Origin of the sequence: Paraburkholderia solitsugae (genome assembly GCF_013177695.1) — a bacterium.
GTDB classification, from domain to species: Bacteria; Pseudomonadota; Gammaproteobacteria; order Burkholderiales; family Burkholderiaceae; genus Paraburkholderia; species Paraburkholderia solitsugae.
In genome coordinates this window covers 100,542-120,013 of record NZ_WOEY01000090.1, presented here as the reverse complement: position 1 = coordinate 120,013, position 19,472 = coordinate 100,542, and the positions used below count along the sequence as shown (strand labels likewise).

At 62.5% G+C, this 19,472-nt stretch carries 14 protein-coding genes and 2 pseudogenes; 5 read left to right on the top strand and 11 right to left on the bottom strand.

Going from position 1 to position 19,472, the window contains the following annotated elements:
• A pseudogene (locus GNZ12_RS23475) lies at window positions 1-383 on the bottom strand (hypothetical protein); the annotation flags it as partial.
• 806 nt (window positions 384-1,189) lie between these two features.
• Between GNZ12_RS23475 and GNZ12_RS23470 the strand changes: the two are divergent.
• Window positions 1,190-1,360 (top strand): annotated as a pseudogene (locus GNZ12_RS23470) (SDR family oxidoreductase); the annotation flags it as partial.
• Between the two features lie 38 nt (window positions 1,361-1,398).
• Here the strand turns inward: GNZ12_RS23470 and GNZ12_RS23465 are convergent.
• Window positions 1,399-2,385: a zinc-dependent alcohol dehydrogenase family protein gene (locus GNZ12_RS23465; RefSeq protein ID WP_172314124.1), complete on the bottom strand. Its 987-nt coding sequence runs from the start codon at window positions 2,383-2,385 to the stop codon at window positions 1,399-1,401.
• A gap of 425 nt (window positions 2,386-2,810) precedes the next feature.
• On the opposite strand from GNZ12_RS23465, the gene GNZ12_RS23460 reads away from it, so the two are divergent.
• Window positions 2,811-4,199: an FAD-binding oxidoreductase gene (locus GNZ12_RS23460; RefSeq protein WP_172314122.1), complete on the top strand. Its 1,389-nt coding sequence runs from the start codon at window positions 2,811-2,813 to the stop codon at window positions 4,197-4,199.
• Window positions 4,200-4,433: 234 nt separating this feature from the next.
• On the top strand, window positions 4,434-5,024 hold the full coding sequence (locus GNZ12_RS23455) for a BPSL1445 family SYLF domain-containing lipoprotein (RefSeq protein WP_172314120.1): 591 nt from the start codon (window positions 4,434-4,436) through the stop codon (window positions 5,022-5,024).
• Between the two features lie 110 nt (window positions 5,025-5,134).
• Here the strand turns inward: GNZ12_RS23455 and GNZ12_RS23450 are convergent, their stop codons facing one another.
• Window positions 5,135-5,674 (bottom strand): YbaK/EbsC family protein, encoded by a 540-nt coding sequence (locus GNZ12_RS23450; protein WP_172314140.1) that lies wholly within the window; start codon window positions 5,672-5,674, stop codon window positions 5,135-5,137.
• 216 nt (window positions 5,675-5,890) lie between these two features.
• On the opposite strand from GNZ12_RS23450, the gene GNZ12_RS23445 reads away from it, so the two are divergent.
• Window positions 5,891-7,201, top strand: coding sequence for a YihY/virulence factor BrkB family protein (locus tag GNZ12_RS23445; protein WP_172314118.1), 1,311 nt, complete (start codon window positions 5,891-5,893; stop codon window positions 7,199-7,201).
• A gap of 391 nt (window positions 7,202-7,592) precedes the next feature.
• Window positions 7,593-8,741, top strand: a complete 1,149-nt coding sequence (locus GNZ12_RS23440; protein WP_172314116.1) for a porin — start codon at window positions 7,593-7,595, stop codon at window positions 8,739-8,741.
• 294 nt (window positions 8,742-9,035) lie between these two features.
• Here the strand turns inward: GNZ12_RS23440 and GNZ12_RS23435 are convergent, their stop codons facing one another.
• The 8 genes from GNZ12_RS23435 to pdxR form a co-directional block, all read right to left on the bottom strand.
• A complete protein-coding gene (locus GNZ12_RS23435; RefSeq protein WP_172314114.1) occupies window positions 9,036-9,908 on the bottom strand; it encodes a proteasome-type protease in 873 nt (290 codons plus the stop codon).
• A gap of 211 nt (window positions 9,909-10,119) precedes the next feature.
• Window positions 10,120-10,920 carry a transglutaminase family protein gene (locus GNZ12_RS23430; protein ID WP_172314112.1) on the bottom strand — a complete coding sequence of 267 codons (801 nt, stop codon included), beginning with the start codon at window positions 10,918-10,920 and terminating at the stop codon, window positions 10,120-10,122.
• Window positions 10,921-10,932: 12 nt separating this feature from the next.
• On the bottom strand, window positions 10,933-11,883 hold the full coding sequence (locus tag GNZ12_RS23425) for an alpha-E domain-containing protein (RefSeq protein WP_172314110.1): 951 nt from the start codon (window positions 11,881-11,883) through the stop codon (window positions 10,933-10,935).
• A gap of 196 nt (window positions 11,884-12,079) precedes the next feature.
• Complete coding sequence (locus GNZ12_RS23420) at window positions 12,080-13,489, bottom strand: circularly permuted type 2 ATP-grasp protein (protein WP_121108534.1); 1,410 nt, start codon at window positions 13,487-13,489, stop codon at window positions 12,080-12,082.
• A 413-nt stretch (window positions 13,490-13,902) separates the two neighbouring features.
• Window positions 13,903-14,355 carry an HU family DNA-binding protein gene (locus GNZ12_RS23415; RefSeq protein WP_028198339.1) on the bottom strand — a complete coding sequence of 151 codons (453 nt, stop codon included), beginning with the start codon at window positions 14,353-14,355 and terminating at the stop codon, window positions 13,903-13,905.
• A 442-nt stretch (window positions 14,356-14,797) separates the two neighbouring features.
• Window positions 14,798-15,556 carry a tetratricopeptide repeat protein gene (locus tag GNZ12_RS23410; protein ID WP_172314108.1) on the bottom strand — a complete coding sequence of 253 codons (759 nt, stop codon included), beginning with the start codon at window positions 15,554-15,556 and terminating at the stop codon, window positions 14,798-14,800.
• Between the two features lie 8 nt (window positions 15,557-15,564).
• Window positions 15,565-17,613 (bottom strand): bifunctional 2',3'-cyclic-nucleotide 2'-phosphodiesterase/3'-nucleotidase, encoded by a 2,049-nt coding sequence (locus tag GNZ12_RS23405; RefSeq protein ID WP_235993852.1) that lies wholly within the window; start codon window positions 17,611-17,613, stop codon window positions 15,565-15,567.
• 184 nt (window positions 17,614-17,797) lie between these two features.
• Window positions 17,798-19,276 carry a MocR-like pyridoxine biosynthesis transcription factor PdxR gene (pdxR, locus tag GNZ12_RS23400; protein ID WP_172314104.1) on the bottom strand — a complete coding sequence of 493 codons (1,479 nt, stop codon included), beginning with the start codon at window positions 19,274-19,276 and terminating at the stop codon, window positions 17,798-17,800.
• Window positions 19,277-19,472 lie beyond the last annotated feature (196 nt).

Below are 19,472 nucleotides of genomic sequence, written 5' to 3'. Positions count from 1 at the left end.
CCCCCAGCACCGAGTCCCGCTGCGTTCGACGTCGATCCGCCGCCGTTAGCGCCCAACCCAGCCGACGAAGTCCCGCTGCCATTGCTGCTCTGTGAGCCCGAAGGCGATGTCGACCCCAGACCCGCGGCCGCAGCCGCTGCCACGCCAACTCCGCCGCCCCCCCGCGACCCACCGTCTTCCTGCCTACAGCCAAGCGCGTCGAATAGCGGACAATCGACCGGCAATGTTTGCGCAACCATCAGCTTCGTCGAATTTGCCGACGGCGCCGCAGGTGTCGCCGGACTCGTTTGAGCGCCCGCCATTGCCGCATAAAGACTCACCGCAACCGCCAATACCGCTTTACTTGTCCCCAACGCGCGCGTGTCCCCGTTCTGCTTTTTCATTTCATTCTCCTAACTATATATTCTGAAAGACAGATCCAGACAACGAGTAAGCCGCTGTTCGCTGTCAAAAAATGACTTTCAAAATGCGATCGACGTTGTCGCGAGCCACACGAAAGCCGCATGACACTCGACTTCTCTCCCGCAGATAATCCCGATCCGATTTGACGTGATCCGGGATAAACAACTAGCTGTGCGCGAACAAAGCCTTGAAAAGAGCACAGCAGGGCCTAATGGACGTTGAAGTTATGCGGAGCGCGATCCGGTGACCGTGCGCTAGCCCACGCAATGCGATATTGCTGACCTGTTTCCAATTAATTGCGTTGCCCGACTGTCAAAGACCGTTAATTACCATTTGTAAAAAGGACTCTAACTTTCTGAATTTAGATACGCAGTCCAAATTATTTTTTTAATTGACGCCCGGATCTCTTCGTCAGATGAATCCAACAGACGCAGGCGAACCTATCACTCACAGGGCGTAGTTTTCGAGCAAGGGAGTGGACCATGACACGAACCAACGTCTCGTATAAGTGTTTGTCCGGACACGAAATAGCATTTGCAAAAACGGGAGTGAGGGCAATCACACAGACAGTGCAAAGACATAAGGCCAACCACTGAGCCATACGAGGCGCACTCCGTTACGCACATCGCCCCCGCATCAGCGCCATCGTTATCCGTGCGCCACCCCACTGAGCGAGAAAGCTGAATCAGGCGACAATAAGAAAATCGCAAGCGCATCGACAACAGCAAAAGAGATGCTTTCATCCCAACAATGGGTGCTGGTAACGGGCGGCGCCCGCGGACTCGGCGCCGCGGCGACGCCGGAATTCGCTTTCGACCTGATCGCCAGTTCGACACCGGTGCGGCACGTCACGACGCCTGAGGAGTTCGCCGACGCCGTGCTGTTCTTCCTGTCGCCGTGGGCGCGCGCGGTCACCGGTCAGAATCTGATTGTGGCCGGCGGCCTCGTGAAGGGCTAGTCCAAAGGAGCGCAGCAACGCTGCATTCAGCGTTCCGCTCAATTCACCTCGACCACGACTTTGCCCCGCGCGCTGCCGTCGGTCAGTGCGTCATAAGCAAGCTGCGCGGAACCCAGATCAAAGCGCCGTGCGTCGAGGCGGGGCGCGAGCCTGTTTTCTTCAGCGAGCTGCGCCGCCACGCGCAGCATCTCGCCGTGATGCGCGCGGCCTTCACCGGAAAGCAATGCATGCAGCGTGAACACGCCCGAGTAACTGGCTTCGCGAAACGACAGCGGCGCTAGCGCATGCGTGCCCCACCCGAGCGCGCTGACCACATGGCCGAAATGCCTCACGGCGGCAAACGATGCGTCGAGCGTCGCCCCGCCGACCGTATCGACGACCAGGTCGAAACCCGCACCGTCCGTCGCAGACTGGACGTATTGCTCAACCGGCTGCGCACGGTAATCGATCGGCGTAGCACCAAGCGCCTCCACCACACTGCGGTCGCGCTCGCTAACTGTCGTAAAAACCTTCGCACCGAGCGCGAGCGCCAACTGCACCGAGACGTATCCAACACCGCCCACCCCGCCATGTACGAGCACGGTTTGCCCTGCCTGCAAATGCGCGCGATCGACAATGCCTGAGTACGCCGTGATGAAAGCAAGCGGCAGCGCAGCGGCTTCACGCATCGAGAGATTTGACGGCATCAAGGCCAGCAGATCTGCATCGACCGACGCGTATTGCGCCAGCGAGCCTTGCAGGCCGCCCACGCCGCCCGTCATTCCGTATACCCGATCGCCCGCCTTGAACCTGCCGACACCGTCGCCCGCCGCCTCCACGACGCCCGCCATGTCGATGCCCAACACCGCCGGCAACGGATGTTTCGCGTGCCCGGCAGCGCCGGCGCGGATCTTGGTGTCGAGTGGATTCAGTCCGCTCGCGGCGATGCGGACCAGCACCTCACCGCGCGCCGGCTCGGGGCGCGGCAGTTCCGTGAGTTCGAGCGGGCCGCCGTGCTGCTTGAGAACGAGAGCTTGTATGGACATGACGCTTCCTCAGCGATAGGTTGTGAACGAGTCGATACGGGCATAGTCCTCCGTGCGAAACGGCGTGTAAATCGACACTTCTGCACGGCACGCAAACAACCAAGCCAACTTTCTGCTGCAAAAGTGTCGCCGCGCAGCCACCATCGCAGCGCACGACCATCACTTCTTCGCGCCGCTTTTTCTCGAAGCGCTCCCACCATCCACTGCGTCGCCGAGGGTCATCATTCCCGCCGCGACTCGCAGACACTTGCTGCACGAGCTTTCGTGCGGCGTCGGTTGCAGGCGCGGGTTTACCTTCGTTTGACTTACGGAGGCAGCCCCGTTTACTGGATGGACGCAAATTGAACATTTTCAGGCGTCTTCATTTACTTTGTTCAGCTGAATAGTGTTCTGAGAGCGTCTTCCACTGTGTCTGGAGGTGTGCCATGGTTAGTGTGTCCAGTAGCGCCATCGACGAACTAAAAACCGCGACCCGAGGCCAGCTTCTGCTGCCCGGCGACGCGGGTTTCGATGAGGCCCGCAGCATCTGGAATGCGATGATCGACCGGAATCCGGCGATGATCCTGCGTTGCGCCGGCGTGGCCGACGTGCGCCGCGGCGTAGCGTTCGCGCGCGACAACGATCTGCCGCTGGCGGTGCGCGGCGGCGGCCACAATATCGCCGGCACCGCGCTGTGTGATGACGGCCTCGTGATCGACCTGTCATCGATGAAATCGGTCCAGATCGATCCGGCAGCGCGGCGCGCCTATGTCGAGCCCGGCGCGACGCTCGGCGATTTCGACCACGAAGCGCAAGCGTTCGGGCTTGCCACCCCGCTCGGCATCAACTCGACCACCGGCGTGGCAGGTCTGACGCTCGGTGGCGGGTTCGGCTGGCTGAGCCGCAGATACGGCATGACCGTCGACAATCTGATTTCAGCGGACGTGGTCACTGCCGACGGCGAACTGCTCCACGCGAGCGCCGACTCCCATCCAGATCTGTTCTGGGCGATTCGCGGTGGCGGCGGCAATTTCGGCGTCGTAACGCGCTTCGAGTTCGCGCTTCATCCGGTCGGGCCGCTCGTGTACGGCGGCCTGGTCGTGCTGCCGCTCGACCAGGCAAAGAGTGCCCTGCTCCAGTACCGCACGGCGGTGGAACAGATGCCGGAGGAGTTGAGCGTATGGCCTGTGGTGCGGCTTGCGCCCCCGCTGCCGTTTCTGCCGCCCGAGGCACACGGCAAGCCGGTGATCGTATTCGCGATGTGCTACTCCGGCCCCGTCGAAAACGGCCCGTCCGTCGTGGAGGTTGTGCGCGGTTTCGGCACACCCGTCGGCGAACATCTTGGGCCAATGCCATACGTCATGTGGCAACAGGCGTTCGATCCGCTGCTCACGCCGGGCGCGCGTAACTACTGGAAGTCGCACAACCTCGACAAAATATCGGACGGCCTCATCGATGCCCTGCTCGATGCGATCGGCACGCTGCCGTCGCCGCAATGCGAAATCTTCCTCGGGCAGATCGGCGCACAGACTTGCCGGGTGCCGGTCGACGCCACAGCCTATTCGAGCCGCAACACGCAGTACGCGATGAACGTGCACGGCCGTTGGGACGACGCGAGCGATGACGAGCGCTGCATCGCCTGGGCCCGCGCGTTCTTCGCCGCGGCCGCTCCGTTCGCGCTGGGCAGCGTGTACGTCAACTTCATGACGCAGGAGGAAGGCGGCCGGGTGGCCGATGCGTACGGACCGAACTATGAGCGTCTCGTCGCCGTCAAGTACCGCTACGACCCGCACAACCTGTTCCACCACAATCAGAATATCCGCCCGACAGCATAGGGATTGGGGGGCGCGGCATTAAACGCCGCGCCCCCTGTGCGAACGTCCGCGCATCACGGCTGTCTCACACACGAGCCGTGGCGTCAGGCACGCTAAATGCTGGTTAGCAAGCATACGGGCGGCCGGCGTACCGGCGGCCGGCGCACCGGTTTGCCGGCGTACGGGCTACCGGCGTCACGGCACTCACTGTTCGAAAAGAAAACGCAACCCTCATTACGCACAAGGAGAACGATCATGCGCAGACGACAATTCATCATGACCACTGGCGCAGCTTTGGCTACGACCGGTTTTGGCCTCGCCGCCTGCACGACCACGTCGCCATCTTCGAGCGCGTCGCCTTCGGAGAACGCCAGCAAGCGTGACACGATCAACGCCGGGGTCGATTCCACCCTGTCGCGTCTCTACGCGAACGTTACCGGCTCGCGTGAACTGGTCGACAAGGCGCGCGGTGTGCTCGTGTTCCCGTCGGTGATTTCGGCGGGCTTCTGGGTCGGTGCGCAATACGGCGAAGGCGCGTTGCGCGTGGCCGGACGCACGGCGGGCTATTACAGCACCGTCGCGGGCTCGTTCGGTTTGCAGATTGGCGCGCAGTCCAAAGCGCTCGTGTTTCTGTTCATGACGCAAGACGCACTCGACACGTTCCTGCGCAGCCAGGGATGGGCAGCAGGCGCCGATGCAACGGTCGCCGTGCTGAAGGTCGGCGCGAACGGCGCGGTCGATACCTCGACCGCCACCAGTCCGATCGAAGCGTTTGTGCTGACGAACGGCGGGCTAATGGCCGGTGTGTCGCTCGAAGGCACCAAAGTCTCACGTCTGATGATCTGAGCAAGCGCGCCCGTTAGCGCGCTGTCCCGCTGTCACCTTCCTTGGTGCGTTGGCCTACGGGGCTGACCTCGATTGGTGCTGCTTGCCGGGGCGGCGGCGCCCCAAAACCTTCACTCGGCCGGCAGCGCAAGCGAGGCAACTTCGCAGCGCGGCCACTGCTGCAGTACCTCGGGCGCCACCAACAACTTGGCCGCCCGCACCCCTGCACCCATCACGACCTGAGCACGCTCCATGACCGCGGCGTCGACGAGAATGCGCCAGTCCGCCGGCAAACCGAAGGCCGTAATCCCGCCGAACTCCATCCCGCTATGCTCCACGGCGGCCTCCCGTTTGGCGAACGAAAGGCGCTGCGCGCCCAGCGCGGCCTTCACCGCGCCATTGATGTCCAGACGCAGCGAACCCAGCGAGACCAGCGCCGCGTAATGCTCGGCGCCCTCCTTCTTGTAGCGGACCACGATCGTGTTGGCGCAATCTTCAAGGCCGAAGCCGTAGCGCGCGCTGAATTCGGCGGTGTCCGAGGCGTCGTCGCTAACGGCGAACACGGTCACGCCCTGGGCCGGCAAATGCTCGACGACATGTGCCGGCAAATTCGCGCTCAATTGTTCGGCAGGAATGACGTCCAGCTGCTTTACGAGTTCGTGCGAGTGCATAGTGATAAAAGTGTGAAGGTCCATCGGCATTCTAACGGCACACCTGCGTGCGACGTATCGCGGGCACACGCATACAACGCTTGTCGCTTGTTATAGTGACAGGCACAAGGTTTGCGAAAGGCCTCGATGCGCGGAGTGCATCAAGGCCACCTCGGGCCACCTCAACGGCACGCACACGGCGCATCCGGCGCCCGTATCCCATTGAGAAAAACGACCATGGACATCGACAGGCTTTCCGCCGAGAACCTCCAGTTGGTGGCGCGCAAGCAGGCCAATTGGGCAATCGGCGCATTCAAACAGTTTGCCGACGACCGCTGCGCGGCCATGGCCGCCAGCATTGCCTTCTATGCGGCATTTTCACTCGCGCCCACGCTGGTCATGGTGATCGCCGTGGCCGGCTGGTTCTTTGGCGCTCAAGCCGCGCGCGGCGAACTGTTCACCCACATTCACGGCCTGCTTGGCGACCAGGCCGCCGCGGGCGTGCAGACCATCGTCGAGAATGCCCATCACAGCGGCAGCGCCGGTGGCATCGCGGCGATTATTTCGTTCACGATGCTGGCGATCGGCGCCTCGGCGACCTTCTCGTCGCTCAATAGCGCACTCAACCTGGTGTGGCCGTATACGGGGCCGCGCTCGTCGAGCGTGATCGCGCTGGTGCGCGTGCGCCTGATTTCGTTCGGTCTGGTGCTCGGCGTCGCGTTCCTGCTGATCGTCTCGCTGGTGCTCGATACGGTCATCACGTTCATCGGCAAGTGGCTGTGGGGCGACTCGCCGTATGTGGTGATCGGCAATCTGCTGCAACTCGGCGTCGGCTTGCTGGTGCTGGCGTTTGCCTTTGCCGGTCTGCTGAAGTTTCTGCCGGACGCCAAGGTGCAGTGGCGCGATGCGTTCGTCGGAGGGATCGTCGCGGCCGTGCTGTTCTCCGCGGGCAAGAAGCTGTTCGCGCTGTATATCGCGCACGCCGGGATGGCGAGCTCGTTCGGCGCGGCCGGCTCGCTGGCTGTGCTGCTGATGTGGCTGTACTTCTCGGCCGTCGTGCTCCTGCTCGGCGCGGAGTTTTCGGCGGCGCGCGGGCGCATGCACGATCCGCGCGGCGGATGGGGCATGCAGGAAGCGTCGCCACCCGGCAGCCGCGCCAAGCTCGCTTCGGTGCTCGCGGCATCGACGGTATCGGCCGATGCGCTGCCTCGCGTGGAAGACCGCAAATCGCCTGCTGCGGGGTTAGCGCCTGCCGTCGGAACGGCAGAAGCGGCGGCGCTTGCCGCGAACGCGCCGGCATCGGCTTCACCGCGAGAGCAAGGGCGAGAGAAGACTTCAGCCCGGGCGACCGCGGTCAAGATCGGCCGCACCGTTGTCGTTGCTGAAGCACAGGCGACACACGCTGCCGCTGTCACGCTGGTCGAAGCGGGCCGCCGGGCCGTCGCGGCCGATCGCTATGTCAGACGGTATCCGTGGACCTCGGTGCTGGTTGCCGCGGCGGCCGGGCTAGCGGCCGTTGCCGTAGCGCGCCGCAACGGCGGACGATAACGACCGTCACGAGCGAAGACTGAAGCGGGCGGCGCCCGCTCACAACGCATAAATTCTGTCTAGCGCGCCAGTCAAGCGAAACGCGGCTCTGTTTTTATATGGACGCTGCAGAACGACGAGGACAGCTAGACAACTAAATTACAACCGCCATTCAAACAAGTGTCTAAATTGCAGGTACCGACGCCTTCACTGTTAACAAAACAACAATAATGTGCGATCAATGAACGAATATTGCGGAAATAGCAATAATCGTTAACGGGCTTTAAATACAAGGGTTTGCACGTTTTGTCGGTTTTTGGCGACACTCTTTTTTTTCCAGTTCTTGCCGGTTGAGGCGGTGAGCTATTCTCCTTTCCGCAACGACAAACTAATCATCTGCGTGGAGAAATGGATGAAACGAATCGCCCTGTCTACCCTCTCGCTGGCGCTCCTCGGCGCCACCGGCGTAGCACATGCTCAAAGCAGCGTTACCCTTTACGGCCTGATCGATGACTCGATCCAGTACATCAACAACAACAACGTTTCGGGCAGCAACAAGAGTTCCTTCGCTATGGCCGCAGGCAACCTGCAGGGCAGCCGCTGGGGCATGAAGGGCACGGAAGATCTGGGCGGTGGCCTGAAGGCTATCTTCCAGTTGGAAAACGGTTTCGACCCGAACAGCGGCAAGCTGAACCAAGGCGGTCGCGAATTCGGCCGCCAGGCCTTTGTTGGCCTGCAAAGCGACCAGTTCGGTACGGTCACCCTCGGCCGCCAGTATGACCCGGTGGTCGACCTGGTTCAGCCGCTGACGGCAGACAACTACTTCGGTTCCACCTTCACGACGCCGAGCGACGTTGACAACAACGACAACAGCTCGCGTACGAACAACGCAGTCAAGTACACGTCGAACGTGTACTCTGGCTTCCAGTTCGAAGCAATGTACGCATTAGGCGGCGTAGCAGGCTCGACGGGTGCAGGTCAAACCTGGTCCGCCGCAGCAACGTACGCGAACGGTCCGTTCAGCGTCGCTGCTGGCTACATCCGCATGGACAACTCCAACTCGGCGGCCGCTCGCGCAGCTGGCGACCCGAAGGGTTGGAACGCGACGTCGGACGGCACGTTCAACTCGATCAATGCACCGTTCGCATCGGCGAAGTCGATCGGTATCGCTTCGGTTGCTGGCCAGTACGTTATCGGCCCGGTCACGGCTGGTATCCGTTACAGCAACGCACAGTACAAGCCGGACGCCCTCTCGACGTTCAGCTCGACCGAGCGTTACAACGTCGGCGCTGGCTTCGTGAACTACCAACTGACGCCGGCAGCATTGCTGGGTCTGGGCTACACGTTCACGCACGGTTCGGGCAACGGTCCGTCAGCCTCGTATAACCAGATCTCGCTGGGCGGCGACTACAACCTGTCGAAGCGCACGGACCTCTACCTGGTCGGCGCCTATCAAAAGGCATCGGGCACGGGCGCAACGGCATCGGTTGCCGACTACGACGCCGAATCGGCCTCGAACTCGCAAATAATCGTCAGCCTGGGCATCCGCCACAAGTTCTAATCAAACTTGACGGACTGCTGAAGCGACACGCAGTTGAAGACCAGCCACGGGTGATAAGCCTGTGGCTGGTTTTTTTTTCGTCCCCAGGTTTTGCATCCCCTGGCTTTGTCGCTCGCGGCGACGGCGGGTCCGTTCGGGTCACGCCGCGAATAGACGGACAGCCATGCGCGCACTGCGCGTCCATCGTGATCAGTTGACCGGTGAGGTAAAAGAAAAGGCCGCCAGCAAGCCCTTAACAGGCTCGTGACGACCTTGATGTAATGCTCCCGGCCGCAGAGACCGACTCTGAACTGCCTAGCGCCGCTGGGCCTTGCCCTTCTCCGCCTGCGCCAACGTCTGCGCCGGCTTCGCATCGAGCTCATGCTCCACGCCGTCTGCCCCCACCGGCGCGCGATGCAGCACCAGTGCACGCTCGCGCTGCAGCAGCGGCACATTGGGCGAATCCTGCCAGTCAGGATCGGGAATCTCGCCGAACACCTGGCGCAGCCGCTCGCCCCACGTGCGGTGAATCATCTCGAAGTACGCATTGTCGTGATCGATCGAGACGAAGCGCGTGACGTGCAGCGAATCTTTCTCGTACACCAGCAGATCCAACGGCAGTCCGACCGACAGATTCGAACGCAGCGTCGAATCCATCGAAATCAGCGCGCACTTGGCCGCTTCGTCGAGCGGCGTGGACGGCGTCAGCACGCGATCGATGATCGGCTTGCCATACTTGGCCTCGCCGATCTGGAAATACGGATTCACGGCCGACGCTTCGATGAAATTCCCCGCCGCGTAGATCATGAACAGATGCGGCCGGTTGCCCGCGATCTGGCCGCCGAGAATGAAGCTGCAATTGAAGTCGATGCCGAATTCCTGCAACGCCTCCGCTTCGCGCTGATGCACGCCGCGCACCGCGCGGCCGATCACGCGAGCCGCGTCAGCCATGGTGGGCGCATTCCAGAGCGTGGGCTGCGAGGGATCGGCGGGCTCGGACAGCTCGTGCAGCACCGCTTGCGTGAGCGACAGATTGCCGGCGCCCAGCAGCACCAGTATGCGTTCGCCCGGCAGCTCGAACACCGACATCTTGCGCGCGGTGCTGATGTGATCGACGCCCGCGTTGGTGCGCGTGTCCGACAGGAACACGAGCCCGTCGTCGACGGACATCGCTACACAGTAAGTCATAAGGAAAAGTACCCGCAAAAAACGACAGAACGTCGCTATTGTAATGCGGCCCGCATGCGCCTTTCTCCGTATTACGGCGGACGCGGGCCTAATCTGAATAGCTATGCGGGCTGACGCTCATTCAAGCCCTTGCCATGGCTGCCGGCAAGCGGCCCTGCAATGCGCCCGTCAAGGCGGCCCTGACAACCCATTGGCCTCCTCCCAGCGGCCGCTATTGCGACAGTTGCCCACTGACCGTGACGGACACCTTCAACTGCTCTTCCAGCCCGCCGATACGCCGCCCGCGCACCGGTGCGGCGGCTTCGTAGTCGCGCGCCACGGCGAGCCGGCAGTAGATCTCGCTGGCAAACGCGGCGTGCGTGACGTCGATGGAAATCCAGCCCTTGCCGTCGAGCCACACGTCGACCCATGCGTGGCTCGCTCCGTGCTCGACATCGCCGGGTTCGATGTAGCCGCTCACATAACGCGCCGGAATGCCGCGCGCGCGGCAGCAGGCCAGCATCAGATGCGCATGGTCCTGGCACACGCCGTTGCCGAGCGCGAGTGCCTGGGCAGCTGTGCTGGTGACTTCGGTGATGCCGGGGTTGTACTTCACGCGCTGCAGGATCTGTTCGGACAACGCGATCAGATTGCTCGAGCTCGCGAGGCTCGGCACCGATTCGGCCAGCTCGCGGATCGCCGCATCAGCCTCGGTGAGACGCGTCGAGCAGGTGAAATGCTCGAGCGGAATCGGGCCGACGGCGTCGGGTAACCGGCCGTCGCTCAGCGGGATCGTGTCGACTTCGCCCGCTACATGCAGACGGATCTCGCCATGCGGCTTGTTGATCACGAGCGTATGCAGCACATTGCCGTAGGCGTCGAAAGTAGCGTCGAGCTTGCCGGGCGCATCGATGCTCCAGCGCCGCACCACTTGCGAGGCGCCGCTTGCCGGCGTCAGACGCAGTTGCTGGATCGAATAATGGACAGTCGCTTCGTAACGATAGGACGTGTCGTGGCGGATCGTCAGGTACATAGAAAAACTCCGTCAGGCGACTGGCAACATCAGATAGGTACGCGCAACCAGATTGCCGAGCTCGAACACGCGAGCAAGGAACTGCGTCAGATAGGCGTGCAGGCCGGCTTCGAAAATCTGCCGGATGTCGGAGTACACCAGCTCGGCGCGCAGCTTGCCGGCAAACCGCTCGCACTGGTTCGAGCCGGACGTGCGCAGCATCGCCAGATTCGTGCAGACGCCTTCGAGCGACGCGAGCAGCGAGCGCGGCATCTGCTGGTTCAGGATCATCAATTCGACCACCCGCGCCGGCGTGACGACATCGCGATACACCTTGCGATAAATCTCCAGCGCCGACACCGAACTGAGAATCGAAGTCCAGTAGTAGAAGTCTTCGAGCTGGCGCGCGGCATCGCGTGAATTCGGCTCGACGTCGGCAAAACGCACGTCGAGAATCCGCGCGGTGTTGTCGGCGCGTTCGAGGAAGGTGCCAAGCTGCGTGAAGAAGAATGCGTCGTCCTGCAACGCCGTGCCGATCGTCACGCCGCGCGACAGGTGCGAGCGGAACTTCACCCACTCGAATAGCGCGCCCGGATTGCTCGCCGCCTGGCCGGCCGAGGAACGTTCGTTGAACTCGAGCCAGGTGTCGTTGATGGTTTCCCACCATTCGGTCGTCAAGGTGCCGCGCACGGCGCGGGCGTTTTCGCGCGCGGCCTGCAAACACGAGTGAATGCTCGACGGATTGGTCGCATCGGCCACCATGAAATCGAGCACATGTTCGCGGGTCGGTTCATCGTAGCGCTGCGCGAACGCGCTTTCGAGTTCGGAAATGCGCAGCACCGAGCGTTGCGCGCGCGCCTCCTGTTCGGGCGTCTGCGGCAACAGCAAGGCCTTCAGGTTGATGTCGAGCATGCGGGCGGTGTTCTCCGCGCGCTCCATGTAGCGGGCCATCCAGAAGAGGTGATCGGCGGTTCGGCTTAGCATGACGGCGTTCCGTATCTGATGACGCGAGACCTTTGCAGAAGTAAAAGGCTCGCGCGGGTTATCCGTGTGCGCCGGCGGCGGTTTGACTCATCTGCCGGCGCGTTGGGTTGCGGGCGCGGTTGCCTGCATGGCGACAGGCATTGCTGCATGCGCTGCCACATGAGCTATTACAAGAGCAACCGCATTGGCAACCGCGTCAGTCGACCATCCACGTATCTTTGGTCCCGCCTCCCTGCGACGAATTGACGACGAGCGAGCCCTCCTGCAACGCCACGCGCGTGAGACCGCCCGCGCACATCGTCACGCTCTTGCCGGACAGCACGAAGGGGCGCAAATCGATATGGCGCGGCGCGATGCCCGCTTCGACAAAGGTCGGACACGCGGAGAGCGCGAGCGTGGGCTGCGCGATATAACCCGCGGGCCGCGCAATCAGGCGCTCCCGGAACGATTCGATTTCGGCTTTCGTCGACGCCGGCCCGACCAGCATCCCGTAGCCGCCCGCGCCGTGCACCTCCTTCACGACCAGCTCCGGCAGATGGGCGAGCGTGTACGCGAGATCGTCAGGCTTACGGCACTGGAACGTGGGCACGTTGTTGAGGATCGGCTTCTCGCCGAGGTAAAACTCGATCATTTCCGGCACATACGGATAGATCGATTTGTCGTCGGCGATGCCGGTGCCCATGGCGTTCGCGAGCGCGACACGTCCGGCGCGATACGCGGTCAACAGACCCGGCACGCCCAGCGCCGAATCGTTGCGGAAGGCGAGCGGATCGAGAAAATCGTCGTCGACGCGGCGGTAGATCACGTCGACGCGTTTCGGCCCCTGCGTGGTGCGCATGAACACGTAGTTGTCGTCGACGAACAGATCCTTGCCTTCCACCAGTTCGACACCCATCTGCTGCGCGAGGAAGGTGTGCTCGAAATAGGCCGAGTTGTACATGCCCGGCGTGAGGACCACCACGACCGGATCGTCGACGCCTTCGGGCGCCACCGAGCGCAGTGTGTCGAGCAGCAGATCGGGATAGTGCGCGACCGGCGCAATGCGGTTCTGCACGAACAGCTCGGGGAAAAGCCGCATCATCATCTTGCGGTTTTCCAGCATATACGACACGCCCGACGGCACCCGCAGGTTGTCTTCGAGCACGTAGAACTCGCCCTCGTCGCCCGCGCGCACCACGTCGACGCCGGCGATATGCGCGTAAACACCGAGCGGCACATTGACGCCCTGCATTTCAGGCCGGTATTGCGCGTTGGTATAGACCTGTTCGGCCGGCACGATCCCGGCGCGCACGATGTTGCGATCGTGATAGACGTCGTGGATAAACAGATTGAGCGCCTGCACCCGCTGGCGCAACCCGGCCTCCAGCGTCTGCCATTCGCTGCGCGGAATGATGCGCGGAATCAGGTCGAAAGGAATCAGCCGCTCGGTCCCGGACAAATCGCCGTTCACCGCGAAGGTGATACCGACCCGGCGAAACAGAAGGTCGGCTTCCGCACGCTTGCGTGCGATCGCCTCGTTGCCCTGCTTCACCAGCCACCGCTCAAAGCGCGCGTAGTGTGGCCGCACGGAATCGTCATGATGACGCATCTCGTCATAGCATCGCATGTCACGCCCCGCTCTTGTTGTCGGATAGAAGGCGAATGCGCTGCGCATTCGGTGTTCGACAAACGTTCAAGCAAGCGCTATGCCACTGAGCTTTTCGCGTGCGACACACGGTGCATGCACGCTAAAAGCGCATCCCGACCGGCATGGCTTCGTTGCCATCGTACTGCGGCGGCTCATGATGCGCTAGTACGGTGCATCGGGGCACCGTGGCGGGCGGCGGCGAGTTCGCCAAACTGCAAGCAGACGCCCATAGTAAAATCCCCGAGGATTCGCATCCACGGGGATTCGGACAACTCGCACTGCGGGTCGGCTCAAACGTTAACGACGGTTAAAAGCGGACGGTTAAAAGCGGATGGCTAACAACGCACCGTTAAAACGCTCGCTCAAAAACCGCCGTAACGCATGAAGCGCGATCAGCCTGCTGCTGCGTCTTTCAGCTTCTTCAGCGGACGTGCCTTGATGCGCACGCTAGCCGGCTTGGCCGGGAACCAACGCTCTTCGCCCGAGAACGGGTCTTTGCCGAAGCGCTTCTTCTTCGCCGGCACAGCTTGCACGACGATCTTCAGAAGACCCGACAGCGTGAATTCGCCAGCGCCCTTCTTGTGCACGGCGCCGAGGATCGTGTCTTCGAGCGCGGCCAGCACAGCCTTGGCAGCCTTCGGTTCCACAGCAGCGCGTTCAGCGACGTGTGCAGCCAGCGAGGCCTTCGTGAAGGTGTCCTTGATCGGCGACGGAGCGCTGGACGCCTTCACGGCGACCTTCTTAGCTGCGACGGCTTTCTTCGCAGGAACTTTCTTTGCAGCAACCTTCTTGGTCGGTACCGGGGCAGCAGCCTTCTTGGCCACCTTTTTTGCGGAAGTCGGCATGTTTCTCCTACCTGTAGTGGTCAGTGAATTGCACGAAGCGCACACGGTATGTGCACGCTTCAACGCCGGATTCTACAAGCGCTAATACGATTTGCGCGACTCTTTTGTGTATAACAGCGAAGGTTTGTTGCGCGGCGCAGACTGCGCAACACATTTTGATCCTTGTTTTAGCGGGTAAACGTGCGTCGTCGAGCGTCGGACTGGTCTGCAACACGAACACGTAACGTGCGTTACAAGTCATTTCGATGCCTGAATAGAGGCACTTTCGGCACCGGGCGATGGCCGGCGGATGGCGACTCGATGGCCCGGCCGCGGCTCGCCGGCACGCTCGCCATGCCGATTCACGCGGCGGAAAAAACACGCCCCCTGCAGCGAAAGTCTCTGCAGGGGGCGGCTAACGTTGCTCTGCGACAGAAAATCTCAGGTGTTTTTCAACGCGCGATCATGGCCGGCTGACGTGCTTCAGATCGTGCTCGCTCTCTTTCACGTGGGCCCAGTACGCGTCTTCGTCGCGCGCCATGCCGAGCTCGCCGTTGCGATAAGCGATCGCCAGCGCCAGATTTGCCTCGGGTAACTCCGCATTGGCCGCGCGCGTCAGCCATTGCAGCGCGAGGGCGTCGTCATGCGGCAGCGTCGAACCGAAGCGATACGCGTTGGCGAGCTGGAATTGTGCGAGCGGCACACCCGCGTGCGCCGCCCGTTCCAGCCAGTGAATCGCGAGACGTGGATCGCGCGCGACGCCGTAGCCGTTGCGATAAAGCGTCGACAGATCATAGGCAGCCTGCGGATCATGCGATGCGGCTACGCTCAACCAGCGGCGACTTTCCGCAAAATCCGGCGCGATGCCGGGCAGTCCGCGCAGCAGCAGACGGCCGAGCGTGGCTTGCGCACTCGGCACGGCATCGAGCGCAAGTTGACGGTACAAGTCGACACCTTCGCGCCGCTCGTCGAGTTTCGCCGAGCTCACCAGCACGTCGGCCAGGGCCTCGCGCGCCGCCGCGTTGCCGAACGCCGCGGCGAGGCGCAGCCGCCACACCGGCCACGCCGCGTGTGTGGCCGTGCCCTGCATCCGCCAATCGTCGATCTGCACGTTGGAGACGGGCGTCGCCACGCGCGTGGCTGCGACCGTGGCGAGCGTACCGGCAACGACGGCGACAGCCACCGCCACGGTCACCGCCACGGCCGCCGGCTTCAAAGACAAGCGCGCCGTCATTGGCTGAGGTTCACCGAGTAGACCGCGAGCCCCTTGCCGCTGCCGTCGTCGGCCTGGAGCTGGGTGACGTTGGTGATGCCGTAGGTTTGCGCGAGCGCCACCAGGTTCGGCGCCGCCTTGAAGGTCACCTGCCCGGCCGTCGCCACCTTCGTGAAACGCCAGCTACGGTCGCTGCCGTTGCTGGCCGCCTTGATGGCTTGCACCTTCTTGATGTAGGAAATCAGGACGTCGCGGCTCGCATCCGGCGACGCGTAAATCGTCTTGCTGCCGTCCAGCCCCGGGAAATTGCCGCCGCCGCTCGCGCGATAATTGTTGGTCGCGACGATGAACGACTGCGACTCCGAGATCGCCGCACCCTGATAGGTCAGGTTGCGAATCCGGCTGCCGACCGCTTGCGTCACGTCGATTTCGTAGCTGAAATCCTTCGACGTGATCATGTCGAAGTTATAGCCGGGGTAGGTGCTGACCAGCGCCTGCGCCGCCGTGTTAGCCGGATCGATCTTGTTGAAGCGCTTCGCCGCGGTTTCCAGCCAGGCCTTCAGATCGGCGCCCGTCACCTTCACCGCGTAGATCGTGTTCGGGTACAGGTAGAGGTCGGCGGCGTTGTTGATCGCGACGTTGCCCTGCGCGACGTCGGTGAAATCGTTGCCGCCGCCAAAGCCGCTCTTGAACGGCGCGCTCACCGACAACACCGGAATACCCGCATATTGCGGCAGATTCGCGCTGATGTAGTCCTGCACGTAGGCGGCCTGCGCCTGATTGACGATCTCGATGGCCGACACGTCGCCCACGTCGGCGAAGTAGGTGCTCATGCGGAAATCGGTCGTGCCAACCGGCGTTTTCACATAATTGATGGTGGCACTGTGTTCGGCCGCGATTGCCTGCGAGATCGCCGGATCGACCGCCACGTAGCTGTTATCCGCGTTCTGGATCGAGCGGGCTTCCGCCGTGCTCGAATTGCGGTCCACCGTCCATGTGCCGTTCGTGTAGTTCAGCGCGAGCTTGATCACGCCGAGATGCTTGCCCCAGAAATTCGCCATCACGGTCGGCACGCCGTTGACGGTGCCCTTCACCTTGTCGACGCCCGGCAGGTTGAATTGCGTGACCGTGCTGTTCTTGTCGGGGAATACCTGGTGCGAGTGGCCGATCAGCATCGCGTCGATGCCGGGCACCTTCGAAAGATAGTAGCTGCCGTTTTCCATCGACGGTGAATAGGTCGAATTGTCGAGCCCCCCATGCGACATGGCGACGATGATCTGCGCGCCCTTCGCCTTCATTTCCGGCACGTACTTCGATGCGCTTTCCACCAGCCCTTGCGTGTAGACGTTGCCGTCCAGCCAGCGTTTATCCCACGCCATGATCGCGGGCGGCGTAAAGCCGATCACGCCGATTTTCACGGGCGCGCTGACGGTCTTGCCGTCGGGCGTGGTGGCGCTCAGCGTGCGCTCGAGGATCGTGTACGGCTTGAAAATCGGCTGCTGCGATTTCGCGCCGAGCACGTTGGAGAGCACCAGCGGAAAGTTCGGCCCCGCGCACGCCGGTTGCGACGCCACCGGGCTCATGTTGGGCACGTCGAACGCGCTGCCGGTTACCTGCGCGAGGAACGGCAAACCGTAGTTGAACTCGTGATTGCCGATCGTGCCCGCGTCGTACTTCAGCAGGTTCATAACCTTATAGACGCCGAGCGTCGTCTTGCAATCGATCGGCGCGACCTGCGCCTCGTAATCGGCGAGCGCCGTGCCCTGAATCGTGTCGCCATCGTCGAGCAACATCGTGTTCGGGAATTCCTTGCGCGCGGCCGCGATCAGCGTGGCGGTGCGCTCCAGACCGAGCGACTTGTCTTCGGCCAGCTTGTAGTAGTCGTAGCTGAGGAGATTGGTGTGGATGTCGGTCGTTTCCAGCAACGCGAGCGTCGCCTTCGTACCGTTCGCCACCTGCGGTTGCAACTGCGGTGTTTCAATGTCGCTGCTGCTGCATGCCGCGATGCCGATCGCGCTCACCACGCCCAATCCACCCAGGGCGCCGACCGCGCGAAGCCTGCGCATCCTCTTTGCTGCCATAAACGTCACTCGCATCCCTACTGCCCTCCGGTTTGTTGTGTGGTCGTGCCGGCTCATCCGGGCCGGCGTTGCATGACAAACAATTACAGAGGCGCAAGGGTACGGCTGATTTGTGACACCTATTTGTATGGAATTAGACAGGTTTGAGTAATATTCGAGCTTCGGATCGTCAGCGCGCGAGGCGCGGCAGAATGCCGGCGAGCTTCGTGAGCGCCGCGTCGATGTGCTCGACAGCGATGCTGCCGTAGCCAAACATCAAGCCGGGCTGCGGCTTGACGCGCTGATAAAACGGCGCGAGTCCATACAAACCGATCGACGCTTCACGCGCGGCGCTCACCAGCGCCTCCTCGGTCAACGGTGCTTTCAGATGCGAGGCCATGTGGATGCCGGCGGTCGGCACGATCGGTTCGAACCACGGCGCGAGATTGCCCTGCAGATGCTTCAGCAGCATCGCGCGGCGCGCCGCATAGGTCTTGTGCATGCGCCGCAGATGCTTGGCGAAGTCGCCGTTGAGCATGAAGGTCGCGAGCGCGGTTTGCGTGAGGGTGCAGCCGTGGCAATCGGCGATCTGGCGGGCCTTGATGAGCGGCCCATAGAGGGAAACCGGCGGCACCACGTAGCCGACTCGCAGCTCCGGGAAAATCGTCTTCGAAAACGTGCCCACGTATGCGACGAGACCGGCGCGGTCGAGACTTTTCAGCGGCTCCATCGGCCGGCCTTCGAAACGGTACTCGCAGTCGTAGTCGTCCTCGATGATCACGGCGCCGCGTTTCTGCGCCCATTCCAGCAACTCGACGCGCCGCTCCAGGCTCATCGGCATGCCGAGCGGAAACTGATGCGAGGGTGTCACGTAGACGAGCCGCGCCTTGTCCGGGAGCTTGCTCACGATCAGGCCTTCAGCGTCCACCGGCACCGGCACCACACGAGCGCCCGTGGCCGTGAAGCATGCCTGGACCGGCGGATAGCCGGGGTCTTCGAGCGCCGCGATCTCGCCGGGCCGCAATGTGACGCGTGCGATCAGATCGAGCGCGTGCTGTGCGCCTTGCGTGACGATCACGTCGACCCAGTTGCTCGTGACCGCGCGGTTGAACGCCAGGTAGCGCGAAATCGCGAGGCGCAATTCCTGCTCGCCGGCCACGTCGCGATACGTGCCTGGACCACGCGCTTGCACACGCAATGCGTGGTTCACACAGCGGCGCCAAACGTCGAAGGGGAACAGCGATTTGTCGGTCGCGCCACCGATGAAATCCTGCGGCGAGGCCACCGTGGGGCGCGGCAACGGCAAGGTCTCGGGCATCTGCTCCCAAAGCGGCTGGGCGCGCGCCGCGGCTTTCGGTTTAGCCTTCGCCCGCTCACGCGCGGACTCGGCAGCGAGAGCATGCGACGAGCGCTCCACCGGCAGACGCTCGAGGCCGTCGGCGACGAAGGTGCCCGAACCGGCGCGGGTGTGCAGATAGCCTTCGGAGAGTAACCGTTCGAACACGTCGAGCGTCGTCTTGCGCGAGACGCCCAGTTGCGTGGCGAGGTCGCGCGTGGACGGCAAACGCGTGCCGCCGGCGAGGCGCCCTTCGAGTATGCCGGCACGCAACTGCCGGTAGATCTGTCCTGACAGATCGTGACGCCCTTCGACCGCGATATGGATCTCCATCCGAGTGGTTACCTTAAATATCCGAGAAATGGTTATTCCGAAAGACCAATACCAACCGTAAGCTTACCTCCGTCGCCGCCATCGGAGCGGACACTTACCGGACATTTACGACAAGGAACAGCGCATGCAATCCCGACTCGACTTCTACAAGGCCACTTGCTGATCATTGCGATCAACGGCTGGAACCGGATTGCGG